This is a genomic window from Pandoraea commovens (assembly GCF_024704525.1).
Taxonomy (GTDB): domain Bacteria; phylum Pseudomonadota; class Gammaproteobacteria; order Burkholderiales; family Burkholderiaceae; genus Pandoraea; species Pandoraea commovens.
In genome coordinates this window covers 4,689,312-4,701,460 of record NZ_CP102780.1, presented here as the reverse complement: position 1 = coordinate 4,701,460, position 12,149 = coordinate 4,689,312, and the positions used below count along the sequence as shown (strand labels likewise).

10 protein-coding genes are annotated in these 12,149 nt (G+C 62.6%); 3 read left to right on the top strand and 7 right to left on the bottom strand.

Annotated elements, in window-relative coordinates:
* Positions 1-28: 28 nt before the first annotated feature.
* A complete protein-coding gene (locus NTU39_RS21085) occupies positions 29-343 on the top strand; it encodes a non-heme iron oxygenase ferredoxin subunit (RefSeq protein WP_150664362.1) in 315 nt (104 codons plus the stop codon).
* 607 nt (positions 344-950) lie between these two features.
* Here NTU39_RS21085 and cspD read toward each other — a convergent pair.
* A complete protein-coding gene (gene cspD / locus NTU39_RS21080; RefSeq protein ID WP_039400870.1) occupies positions 951-1,157 on the bottom strand; it encodes a cold shock domain-containing protein CspD in 207 nt (68 codons plus the stop codon).
* A 440-nt stretch (positions 1,158-1,597) separates the two neighbouring features.
* On the opposite strand from cspD, the gene clpS reads away from it, so the two are divergent.
* Positions 1,598-1,912, top strand: a complete 315-nt coding sequence (gene clpS / locus NTU39_RS21075; RefSeq protein ID WP_010807118.1) for an ATP-dependent Clp protease adapter ClpS — start codon at positions 1,598-1,600, stop codon at positions 1,910-1,912.
* Positions 1,909-4,206, top strand: a complete 2,298-nt coding sequence (gene clpA / locus NTU39_RS21070) for an ATP-dependent Clp protease ATP-binding subunit ClpA (RefSeq protein WP_150664361.1) — start codon at positions 1,909-1,911, stop codon at positions 4,204-4,206. Before clpS ends, clpA begins: the two co-directional genes overlap by 4 nt.
* Positions 4,207-4,314: 108 nt before the next feature.
* Here clpA and dut read toward each other — a convergent pair whose 3' ends face one another.
* The 6 genes from dut to ileS form a co-directional block, all read right to left on the bottom strand.
* Complete coding sequence (gene dut, locus NTU39_RS21065; RefSeq protein WP_150576255.1) at positions 4,315-4,761, bottom strand: dUTP diphosphatase; 447 nt, start codon at positions 4,759-4,761, stop codon at positions 4,315-4,317.
* A gap of 74 nt (positions 4,762-4,835) precedes the next feature.
* Positions 4,836-5,867: an LLM class flavin-dependent oxidoreductase gene (locus tag NTU39_RS21060; protein WP_246184557.1), complete on the bottom strand. Its 1,032-nt coding sequence runs from the start codon at positions 5,865-5,867 to the stop codon at positions 4,836-4,838.
* 16 nt (positions 5,868-5,883) lie between these two features.
* Entirely contained in the window at positions 5,884-7,104 is a 1,221-nt protein-coding gene (locus tag NTU39_RS21055; protein WP_257958487.1) for an MFS transporter, read from the bottom strand.
* Positions 7,105-7,278: 174 nt separating this feature from the next.
* Positions 7,279-8,484: a bifunctional phosphopantothenoylcysteine decarboxylase/phosphopantothenate--cysteine ligase CoaBC gene (gene coaBC, locus NTU39_RS21050; RefSeq protein WP_150664359.1), complete on the bottom strand. Its 1,206-nt coding sequence runs from the start codon at positions 8,482-8,484 to the stop codon at positions 7,279-7,281.
* Positions 8,485-8,620: 136 nt separating this feature from the next.
* The gene (gene lspA, locus NTU39_RS21045; protein ID WP_257958486.1) at positions 8,621-9,163 is read right to left on the bottom strand and encodes a signal peptidase II; all 543 of its coding nucleotides are present in this window, start codon (positions 9,161-9,163) and stop codon (positions 8,621-8,623) included.
* The gene (gene ileS / locus NTU39_RS21040) at positions 9,163-12,000 is read right to left on the bottom strand and encodes an isoleucine--tRNA ligase (protein ID WP_257958485.1); all 2,838 of its coding nucleotides are present in this window, start codon (positions 11,998-12,000) and stop codon (positions 9,163-9,165) included. Before ileS ends, lspA begins: the two co-directional genes overlap by 1 nt.
* Positions 12,001-12,149: the final 149 nt, after the last annotated feature.

Genomic DNA, 12,149 nt, shown 5'->3' with positions numbered 1-12,149 from the left:
CGGCTGACAGGACTGACAAGAGGACATCATGAGCGGCAACTGGATTGAGGCGGCGTCGCGCGACGCGATCCCCGAGGACGATGTGGTCGGCGTGGTCGTCGGAGGACGGGACATCGCGCTGTATGGCGTGGACGGCGACGTGTTCGCCACGGACAACGTGTGCACGCACGGCAATGCACGGTTGTGCGACGGTTTCCTAGAGGGGCACGAGATCGAGTGCCCGTTGCATCAGGGAAAATTCGACGTGCGTACGGGCGCAGCCATGTGCGCGCCGCTGACCGAAGGGGTCAGAACCTACCCGATCCGCATCGAGGCCGGAAAGGTCTACGTCGATCTGGGTTGACGTCCCCGGCACCCGGTCGCTTCGGGCGCCGACTTTAGGGGAAAATGTCCAAACGGGCCGCCTATCGGGCGGCCCGTGGCATTTGTGGGGCGCGTATCGCCTTGGCGGGCGGGCATGGGCAGGGGGTGGCTGCCCTCAGGCAGAGGTACGAACAAGAGGTACGAATAAAACGAACCGGTCGATTCAAAAAACTCAACGATGTGCCGGGCGATGCATCGAATGAACCGTCCTTTTGTCGCAAGCGGCGCTTTGGAATTCGTTAAAAGACTATTTGTTGCCGACACTCAACGTGCGTCATTTCTGTGCAGCGGCGGCGCAGACGACTGCGTAGGATTACTTAGTCAATTCAGGTAATTGCGTAATTGATTTCCGCAATTCGAGATAGGTAAGGAGTATTTTAATAACGGAGTGGAATGTTGCGATGAATATAGTTTTATAAGGGATTAATCGCAGTTTAATACCGTAAAGATTTGCCGGTGGAGCGGAAAGTTGCGTGCGATTTGCATGCAAAAACGGATCCAAAATATATGAACGTTTCGCATGCATTGTTGCGGTGCAATAAAAAACCCGGCCGAAGCCGGGTTTCTAATGCTGCGAACTGCCTGGCTCAGTTCGGAGCCGTGATGTTCGAAGCCTGCTTGCCCTTCGGGCCTTGGACGACCTCGAACTGAACCTTCTGACCTTCCTTCAGGGTCTTGAATCCATTCATCTGGATCGCCGAGAAGTGAGCGAACAGATCTTCGCCACCTTCGTCCGGCGTGATGAAACCAAAACCCTTGGCATCGTTAAACCATTTGACCGTACCGGTTGCCATACAAACTTCCCCTAAACAATTACGACTACTACATATCACCGCAACAACGAGCACATCTGAAAAACCCGCCGGCTGGCGGCGGCTTCTTAGGCTCACCCAGGCATCTTTTCTTTTAAACCACTTATAGAGGAAAAGCGCCAGTTCGATTGTTTTCGCTAACTACCAATAGTGTCAAGCCCTTTTTGAACGATAGAAGTTACGTTCGATCAGGTTTTACCCTTATATCTTGGAGGGTATAAGGCGTGCGGAGACACGCCCTTGAAATTTGGGTTAAGCTGACTCATATGGGTGTGGCACCCCCGGTGGTCGGGGCTGCAGCGCCTTGCTGGACAACGCACGCGCTGATCGACGAGTGTTGGCATGCCGGTGGACGACCGGACGGCAGGCGGCATTGGGGCTCCGATGGCTTCCTGCACCCGAGAGTTGTTTAGAATCCACGTATGGCAACCTTACCGACAACGCATGACGACACCGTACAGGAGCGGCAAGAGCAACAGCTCAAGCCGCCGTCCATGTACAAGGTGGTACTGTTGAACGACGATTTCACCCCGATGGAGTTCGTGGTGATGGTCATTCAGGAATATTTTAATAAGGACCGGGAATCTGCCACGCAGATCATGCTCAAGGTTCATCGCGAGGGCAGGGGAGTTTGTGGGGTCTTTACGCGCGACGTCGCGGCGACCAAAGTTGAGCAAGTTGTTAGCCATGCAAGGCAGTCCGGGCACCCGCTGCAGTGCGTGATGGAGGAAGCATGATTGCCCAGGAATTGGAAGTCAGCCTGCACATGGCGTTTATGGAAGCGCGCCAGGCACGACACGAATTCATCACGGTCGAGCACCTGTTGCTCGCCCTGTTGGATAACCCGACTGCAGCCGAAGTGTTGCGCGCCTGCGCGGCCAATCTCGACGATTTGCGACAGAACCTGCGCAACTTCATCGCAGATAACACGCCGACGGTGCCGGGCAGCGACGAGGTCGACACACAGCCCACGCTCGGTTTCCAGCGCGTGATTCAACGCGCCATCATGCACGTTCAGTCCACTTCCAACGGCAAGAAGGAAGTGACGGGCGCGAATGTGCTGGTCGCCATTTTCGGTGAGAAGGACTCCCACGCGGTCTACTACCTGCAACAGCAGGGCGTGACGCGTCTGGACGTCGTCAACTTTATCTCTCACGGCATTACCAAGACCGGCGCGTCCGGCGAGTCGGCCAAGGCTGGCGAAGGTAGTGCCGAAGGGGAAGAGGGCGCCAACGCCAAGGAAAGCCCGCTCGCTCAGTACACCCAGAACCTGAACCAGATGGCGCGCGACGGCAAGATCGATCCGCTCATCGGCCGGGAATCGGAAGTCGAGCGCGTGGTGCAGGTGCTGTGCCGCCGTCGCAAGAACAATCCGCTGCTCGTGGGTGAAGCCGGTGTTGGCAAGACGGCAATTGCCGAAGGCCTCGCCTGGCGCGTCACGCGCGGCGAAGTGCCCGAGATTCTGCAGGACGCCACCGTGTACTCGCTGGACATGGGCGCGCTGCTCGCGGGCACCAAGTATCGCGGCGACTTCGAGCAACGTCTGAAGGCGGTGCTCAAGGAACTCAAGGAGCGCAACAACGCGATCCTGTTCATCGACGAAATTCATACGCTGATTGGCGCAGGTGCTGCGTCGGGCGGCACGCTCGATGCGTCTAACCTGCTCAAGCCTGCGCTCTCCTCGGGGCAGCTCAAGTGCATCGGGGCTACGACCTTTACCGAGTATCGCGGCATCTTCGAGAAGGACGCTGCGCTGTCGCGTCGTTTCCAGAAGATCGACGTGAACGAGCCGACCGTCGAGCAGACGGTGCAGATTCTGCGCGGCCTGAAGTCGCGTTTCGAAGAGCACCACGGCGTGAAGTATTCGTCGAGCGCACTGTCGGCTGCGGCTGAGTTGTCGGCCAAGTTCATTACCGACCGTCACCTGCCGGACAAGGCCATCGACGTGATCGACGAAGCAGGCGCTGCGCAGCGGATCCTGCCGAAGTCGAAGCAAAAGAAGACCATCGGCAAGGGCGAGATCGAGGAAATCGTCTCGAAGATTGCGCGCATTCCGGCGCAAAGCGTGTCGGCAGACGACCGCGGCAAGCTTCAGACGCTCGATCGTGATCTGAAGAGCGTGGTGTTCGGGCAAGACCCGGCCATCGACGCACTGTCCGCTGCGATCAAGATGTCGCGTGCCGGTCTGGGCAAGACGGACAAGCCGATCGGCGCGTTCCTGTTCTCGGGTCCGACCGGTGTCGGCAAGACGGAAGTTGCCAAGCAACTCGCGTTCACGCTGGGCATCGAGCTGATCCGCTTCGATATGTCGGAGTACATGGAACGCCACGCGGTGAGCCGTCTGATTGGCGCGCCGCCGGGATACGTGGGCTTCGATCAAGGTGGTTTGCTGACGGAAGCCGTTACGAAGAAGCCGCATTGCGTACTGTTGCTCGACGAAATCGAGAAGGCGCATCCGGATATCTTCAACGTGCTGCTTCAGGTCATGGACCACGGCACGCTGACGGACAACAACGGTCGCAAGGCCGACTTCCGCAACGTCATCATCATCATGACGACGAACGCGGGGGCCGAGACGATCAACCGTGCGAGCATCGGCTTCACGAACGAGCGTCAGGCCGGTGACGAGATGGCCGACATCAAGCGCATGTTCACGCCGGAGTTCCGCAACCGTCTGGACTCGATCATCAGCTTCAAGCCGCTCGACGAACAGATTATCCTGCGCGTGGTCGACAAGTTCCTCATCCAGCTGGAAGACCAGCTGCACGAGAAGAAGGTCGAGGTCGTCTTCACCGACAAGCTGCGCGCGTATCTGTCGAAGAAGGGCTTCGATCCGCTCATGGGCGCGCGGCCGATGCAGCGTCTGATTCAGGACACGATCCGTCGTGCGCTGGCAGACGAACTGCTGTTCGGGCGCCTGACGAGCGGGGGCCGTGTGACCGTCGATCTCGACGAGCACGATCAGGTGCAGCTGTCCTTCCCGCAAGACGGCAACACCAAGGCTCAGCCGGAAGCTGCCGAAGTCGAGTAATCGACTCGACACTGTCGCAAAGAAAAGCGCCGCGAAATGCGGCGCTTTTCTTTTGTCCGTCGTCCGCGTGGTGTGTGAGCGAACTTCGGCGTCGTTACTACAGTGTCGTTACTGCTTACCGGTACTGCCGAAGCCACCGGCGCCGCGATCGCTTTCCGGGAATTCGTCGACGATGTTGAACTCGGCTTGCACGACCGGCACGATCACCAGTTGTGCCAGACGCTCGAACGGGTTCAGCACGAACGGCTCGTTGCCGCGATTCCACGTCGAGACCATCAACTGGCCCTGATAGTCCGAGTCGATCAGGCCGACTAGATTGCCCAGCACGATGCCGTGCTTATGGCCGAGACCGGAGCGCGGCAGAATCAGGGCGGCGTAGCCCGGATCGGCCAGATGGACGGCCAGACCCGTCGGCACGAGCACGGTCTGGCCCGGGGCGATAGTCATGGGTGCGTCGAGGCACGCACGCAAATCGAGGCCGGCGCTGCCCGGCGTGGCATAGGCGGGCAACTGCGTGCGCAGGCGTTCGTCGAGGATCTTGACGTCGAGTTTCATGGCGTATGGCGGTGAATTAAAGCGAGTGAATCAAAAATTTTCCGGGCGGGGATGGCGCAAATCGTCAGGTCCGATCAGTCATCGGCACGCAGCGAAAACGCCTGCGCCAGTAGTTCGTGCGAGCGCAGACGGGCGCGATAGCTGCCAGCGACCGTCAGCACGGTGATTTCGTCGGCTTCGAACTGCTCCTGCAACTCCAGCACACGTTCGGTCACGCGCTCCGGGGTGCCGATGATACTACGTGGCTTCTCCCGGGCGATCACGGACAGTTCCCGCTCCCGGTATTGCAGCTTGGCCTGCGCACCCTGATCGAGGCTCGGGATGGGTTCGTTCATGCCGTACGCCATCTGCACGCGACGCAAATCCACGCCCGCTTCCAGCGCCTCGGCTTGCGCATCCGTGTCCGCGCAGATGATGAACAACGCGACCGAGCAGTAGGGCTTGTCGAGCTGGCCCGGCGTGAAGCGTTCGCGATAGGCCTGCGTCACGCGATGGCCGTAATGGGCATTGATGAAGTGCGCGAAGCAGTAGCGCAGGCCGAGTTGTGCGGCGAGCAATCCGCCGAACTCGCTGGAGCCGAGTACCCACAATTCGGGGCGCGTTTGCACGGCCGGTTGCAGCAGCACGCCACGGTACGGGTGATCGTCGGCCAGCGTGTCGCCGAAGAGTCCCGCCAGCTCGGCGACTTGTTGCGGGAAGTGTTCGCCTGCATCGTACGGCCCCTTGGCGACGGCGCGCGCGGTGCGCATGTCGCCCCCCGGCGCGCGCCCCACCCCGAGGTCGATGCGATTCGGAAACAGCGCTTCGAGCATCAGAAATTGCTCGGCGAGCTTGAACGGGCTGTAGTAGGGCAGCATCACGCCGCCCGAGCCCACGCGCAGACGCTTCGTCACGCTCGCCAGCCGGGCGATCATGACTTCCGGCGCGGGGTTGGCCACGCCGCGCAGGCCGTGGTGCTCGGCGCACCAGTAGCGCGTGTAGCCGAGATCGTCGGCGGCTTGCGCCAGTTCGACGGTGGCGGCGATGGCGTCGGCCACACTGTGGCCGTGGATGACCGGTGTCTGATCGAGCACCGACAGTTTGATACGTGCAGTGGGTTGCGTCACGAGTGGGTCGCTCCGATCAGTGAGCGCTGCCGGCGGACGAATCCACCGGGGCGGCACCGGGGCCTGCATGCGGCAGGCGCGCAATCATCAGAATGGCGACGATGCCGCCAACGGCACCGCAAAGGAAGATCGAGGCGTAGCCGAAGAAGTTGGCGACGAGACCGGCCATCGGTCCGATCAGGCCGAGCGCGAGATCGAAGAACGCCGAGTACGCGGCCAGCGCTGCGCCGCGGTTCTGCGGCGGCACCGAACGCAGCGCCTCCACACCGAGTGCCGGAAACACCAGCGAGAAGCCCATCCCCGTGAGCGCTGCGCCCGCGAGCGCCATATGCGGATTGACGGCGCCCCACAGCAGGAACTGACCGATGGCGCTGAAGACGAGCGAGCACATGGCGACGCGGCGTCCGCCGAAACGGTCGACTGCGTGCGAGAGCAGAATCCGCATCGCGATGAACGTGCCGCTATAGAGCGTGAGTGCGAACGCTGCGCCCGACCAGCCGTGGCTCGCATAGAACAGCGTAATGAACGCTGCAATGACAGCGTAGCCGATGCTGCCGAGCGTCATCGCGAGGCCCGGACGCCACACCAGCCCGACCACCTTGAAGAACGATAGACGGGTGCCGCCGACCGGAGCCGCAGCGGGCAGGCGTAGCGCAATAGCGAACGCCACGGCAGGCAGGCCGATGTTGACCAGCGAAACGACGGTGAAGCCCGCCGCTTGCAGCAAATACGCACCAAACGGTGCACCCACGGCGAGCGCGGTGTACATCGACACGCCTTGCCACGAAATCGCTTTGCTCGCGTGCGCTGCGCCGAGCAGGCCGATGCCCCACGACATGCCGCCCGTGAGCAGCAGGCTTTCGCCGAAGCCGAGCACGACGCGTCCCGCCAGCAGCACGCCCAGCGCCAGCGAGGGGTTCGGCACCATGGAGGCGACGAGGTACAGCACACCGGCCGCTGCGCAGCCGCACAGGCCGGTCAGCACAGCATTGCGCGGGCCGCGCGTGTCGACGGTGCGTCCGGCATAGGAGCGTAGCAGGAGCGTGACGACCGACTGGATACCGATCGTCACGCCGACCACGAACGAGCCGAAGCCCAGCGTTTCGTGGACGTACACCGGCAGCACGGGTAGCGGCATGCCGATGGTCATGAAGCCGAAGAACATGATCGCGGCGAGCATGCTCAGTGTCCCGTAGACACTGACGGCTGGCCGCGAGGAGGAAGGAGGTTGCGTCATCTGATGGTTATCGTGTGCGATGCCCGAGAGCCCGGGTACTGATGGCGGCAGGTCGTGGGGCGCGTAATGCCATCGCAGGTCGTCGCAGGTTGCCGCCGCGCCTGCCAGTCTGTCAGCGTCGCCGGACAACGACAATGACAGACGGACTGGCTGTAGGGGTATTGGGACGGGGGATCAGTGCGGCGACGGCAGCCGCGCGGCGATTTCGATGATCAGGCTGCGGGCGAGCGCTTGCTTGTCGGCACGCGGCAAACGCTTCTGTCCCGCTTCGTCGAACAGAATGACTTCGTTGTCATCCTGCCCGAACGTGGCCGGGCCGAGATTGCCCACAAGCAATGGCACCTGTTTGCGCTGGCGCTTCTGCGCACCGTGCTTTTCGAGATCGCCCGACTCGGCCGCAAAGCCCACGCAAAACGGCGGCTTCGGCAATTGCGCCACGGCGGCGAGAATGTCCGGGTTCTGGACGAATTCGAGTGTCGGGACGTCGGCGTCGCCCGTCTTCTTGATCTTGTCGTGCGCGACGTCGCGCACGCGCCAGTCAGCCACGGCGGCCACCGCGATGAAGATGTCGTTACGCGAAACATCGGCCATCACGGCGTCATACATCTGTTGCGCCGTCTGGACGTTGCTGCGCGTCACGCCGTAGGGCGTCGCGAGCGAGGTCGGTCCGGCTACGAGATGCACATCCGCACCCGCCTGCGCGGCGGCGCGCGCGAGGGCGAACCCCATCTTGCCGCTGGAGCGATTCGTGAGTCCGCGCACCGGATCGATCGGCTCGAAGGTCGGGCCTGCGGTGATGAGCACGCGGCGTCCCGCGAGACGCTTCGGCTGGAAGAAGCCAGCGAGTGCTTCGTACAGGTCTTCCGGTTCGAGCATGCGTCCGTCGCCGATTTCGCCGCAGGCCTGATCGCCGCTGCCCGGGCCGAGGATCGCGATGCCGTCGCCGCGCAGCGTTGCCGCGTTGCGTTGTGTGGCCGGATTGGCCCACATCTGACGGTTCATCGCGGGTGCTACCAACAGCGGGCAATCGCGCGCCACACACAACGTGGAGAGCAGATCGTCGGCCATGCCGTGCGCGAGCTTGGCGAGGAAGTCAGTGGAAGCGGGGGCAATGAGAATGGCGTCGGCCTCACGCGAGAGGTCGATGTGCGCCATGTTGTTGTCGATGCGGTTGTCCCATTGACTGGTGAATACCGGGCGGCCCGAGAGCGCCTGCATCGTGAGCGGGGTGATGAATTGCGTGGCGGCTTCGGTCATCACGACCTGCACCGTGGCACCGGCCTTGATGAGCAGCCGCGTAAGTTCTGCCGACTTGTAGCAGGCGATGCCGCCCGTCAGGCCGAGCACGATGGTCTTGCCAGCCAGTTCACCACGTTCCATAAGAAATGCCTCCTCCAAAGTGCCGCGCGGCGCCTCCAGGGCGCCGCGACGGTGTTTGCTGCTTACCGACCCGTCACACCGGCTGCACGCCGTGGACGCATCGTGCCGCAGATCGCTGCGGCCCGGTTCTGCTGCGCTACTTGCCGCGCCGCACGCGTCGCAACTCGTCGATCACCAGCAGCACTGCACCCACGCAAATGGCCGAGTCGGCCACGTTGAACGCCGGCCAGTGCCAGCCGCCGACGTGAAAGTCCAGAAAGTCGATCACATGACCGTAGACCACCCGATCGATCACGTTGCCCAGCGCGCCGCCGAGAATGAGTGACAACGACAGGCAGAACATCTTCTGACCGTTATGACGCTTGAGCAACACCACGATGACTGTCGCAGCCACGATGCCGAGCAGCGTGAAGAACCAGCGCTGCCAGCCACCGGCAGCCGCCAGGAAGTTGAACGCTGCGCCCTTGTTGTACACCAGCACGAGATTGAAGAACGAGGTCAGCGGGCGGAATTCGCCGTACTGGAACGTCTTCAGAATCGTGAGTTTGGTGACCTGATCGATCAGGATCGCAATGACCGCGATGCCCAGCCACGGCGCCAGTCCGAGGGACGCGCCGCTACCGGCGTTGCTGCCACCACCACGCTTCGCGCCCGTACGGGCGCCTGCTTTGCTTGCCATTATGCCGCGCTCCGGTGTTCGCCGCTGCCGAAGAGATTCGACACGCAACGTCCGCAAAGGGTCGGGTGAGCGGCGTCTGCGCCCACGTCTTCACGATAGTGCCAGCAGCGCTCGCACTTCTGATGCGTCGACGGCGTGACGACCACACCTTCCTCGGCTTCCGATGCGACTTGCGAGACCTTCGCGGCCGACGTGATCAGCACGAAACGCAGGTCGTCGCCGAGGCTGGCCAGCACGTCGTACTTGCGACCCGAGACGCGTACGTCCACTTCGGCTTGCAGCGACGAGCCGATCTGCTCGGCGGCGCGCGCTTCTTCCAACGCCTTGGTGACGTCGCCGCGCACCGTGCGCAGCAGATGCCACTTCTCGAGCAGACGCGTGCCTTGCGCGACTTCCGGATAAGCGTAGTACGTTTCCGTGAAGATCGTGTCGTTGCCCGGCTGGAACACCTGCCACGCTTCTTCTGCCGTGAACGACAGGAACGGGGCCATCATCTTCAGCAGGCCGTGCGTGATGTGATACAGCGCGTTCTGCGCGGCGCGGCGTGCCGGGGCGTCCGGCGCGCTCGTGTACAGACGATCCTTGAGGATGTCGAGGTAGAAGCCGCCGAGGTCTTCGGAGCAGAACGTCTGAAGCTTGGATACGACCGGGTGGAACTCGTAACGGTCGTAGTGGCCGAGCACTTCGGTTTGCAGCGATTGCGACAGCGCCACGGCGTAACGGTCGATTTCCAGCCACTGATCCACCGGCATGGCGTGCTTCGCGTGGTCGTAGTCGGCCAGGTTCGCGAGCAGGAAGCGCAGCGTGTTGCGGATACGGCGATAGCCTTCCGTCACGCGCTTGAGGATCTCGTCCGAGATCGACAACTCGCCCGAGTAGTCGGTCGAGGCCACCCACAGGCGGATGATTTCGGCGCCAAGCTTGTCGGCCACTTCCTGCGGCACGATCGTGTTGCCGATCGACTTCGACATCTTGCGGCCCTGACCGTCGACGGTGAAGCCGTGCGTGAGCAGCGCCTTGTAAGGCGGACGGCCGTCGAGCATCGACGCGGTCAGCAGCGACGAATGGAACCAGCCGCGATGCTGATCCGAGCCTTCCAGATACAGATCGGCCGGGAAGCCCAGCTCATGGGCATGCGAGCCGCGCAGCACGTGCCAGTGCGTGGTGCCCGAGTCGAACCACACGTCGAGCGTGTCGCGGTTCTTCACGTAATCCTTGGCTTCGTCGCCGAGCAGCTCGACCGGGTCGAGCGTCTGCCAGGCTTCGATGCCTTCGGTTTCCACACGCTTGGCCACGGCTTCGAGCAGCTCGGGCGTGCGCGGGTGCAGGGCACCGGTTTCCTTGTGGACGAAGAACGCCATCGGCACGCCCCATTGGCGCTGACGCGAGAGCGTCCAGTCCGGGCGGTGCGCGATCATGTTGTGCAGACGTTGCTTACCCCACGACGGGAAGAACTCCGTCGCTTCGATACCGGCGAGCGCGATCTCGCGCAGCGTCTGGCCGTTACCCGGCGCGCCGTCGACCGGCTTCACGTCCATGCCCGCAAACCACTGGTTCGTCGCGCGATAGATGATCGGCGACTTGTGGCGCCAGCAGTGCATGTAGCTGTGCGTGTACTTGAACGAATGGAACAGCGTGCCCGCGTCGCGCAGTGCGTCGACGATCTGCGGGTTGGCGTCCCAGATCGACTGACCGCCGAACAGCGGCAGGCTGTCCTGATAGCGGCCGTCACCCAGCACCGGCATGCGGATTTCCGAATCCGGCATGTCGTGCGCCTTGCACGACACGAAGTCTTCCACGCCGTAGGCCGGCGCCGAGTGGACGATACCGGTACCGGTATCGGTCGTCACGTAGTCGCCGAGGTAGACCGGCGAGGTGCGGTCGTAACCTGCATCTGCTGTGGCGAGCGGGTGACGGAAGCGGATCAGCGAGAGCGCTTCACCCTTCGTGCGCGCGACGATCTCGCCGTGCAGGCCGTACGTCTTCAGGCACTCTTCGACGCGATCGGTCGCGAGGATCAGCAGGCCGCGCTCCGTCGAGACGAGGGCGTACTCCACTTCCGGATGGACGTTGAGCGCCTGATTCGACGGGATGGTCCACGGGGTCGTCGTCCAGATGACGATGAACCCGTCTTCGCGCGGCAGCTTCGGCAGACCGAAGGCCTTGGCGACCTTTTCCGGTTCGGCGAAGGCGAAGCCCACGTCGATGGCCAGATCGGTCTTGTCCTTGTACTCGACTTCCGCTTCGGCCAGCGCCGAGCCGCAGTCGAAGCACCAGTTCACCGGCTTCAGACCGCGATACACATAGCCGTTCTTCAGGATCTGCGCGAGCGCACGAAGCTCACCGGCTTCGTTCGCGAAGTTCATGGTCTTGTACGGATTGTCCCAGTCGCCAAGCACGCCCAGGCGCTCGAAGTCGGCCTTTTGGCGCTCGATCTGCACGGCAGCGTACGCACGCGCCTTTTCCTGCACTTCGCGCACCGGCAGGTGCTTGCCGAACTGCTTTTCGATCTGGATTTCGATGGGCATGCCGTGGCAGTCCCAACCCGGCACGTAGGCGGCGTCGAAGCCCGCGAGGCTGCGCGCCTTGACGATCATGTCTTTGAGGATCTTGTTGACCGCGTGACCGATGTGGATGTCGCCGTTCGCATACGGCGGGCCGTCGTGCAGGATGAACTTCGGACGGCCTTTGCTGGCTTTGCGGATCTTGTCGTAGATCTTCTTTTCCTGCCATTGCTTGACCCACAGCGGCTCGCGCTTGGGCAGGTCGCCACGCATCGGGAACGGCGTGTCCAGCAGGTTGACGGGGTATTTGCTCGGGGCTTTCTTTTCGCTCATGGATGCAACGCTATCGAATTTTGGGTATCGGATGTAGGGCGCTCGCGCCGGTGGCGTTGCCGGGGCCTTGCTGACCTTGTGGGCCATGAAGGGCGGCGTCCGGGCAGGTGCCAGAGACGGCTGCGGGCCGCGCGCGAGGCGCAGGGCGC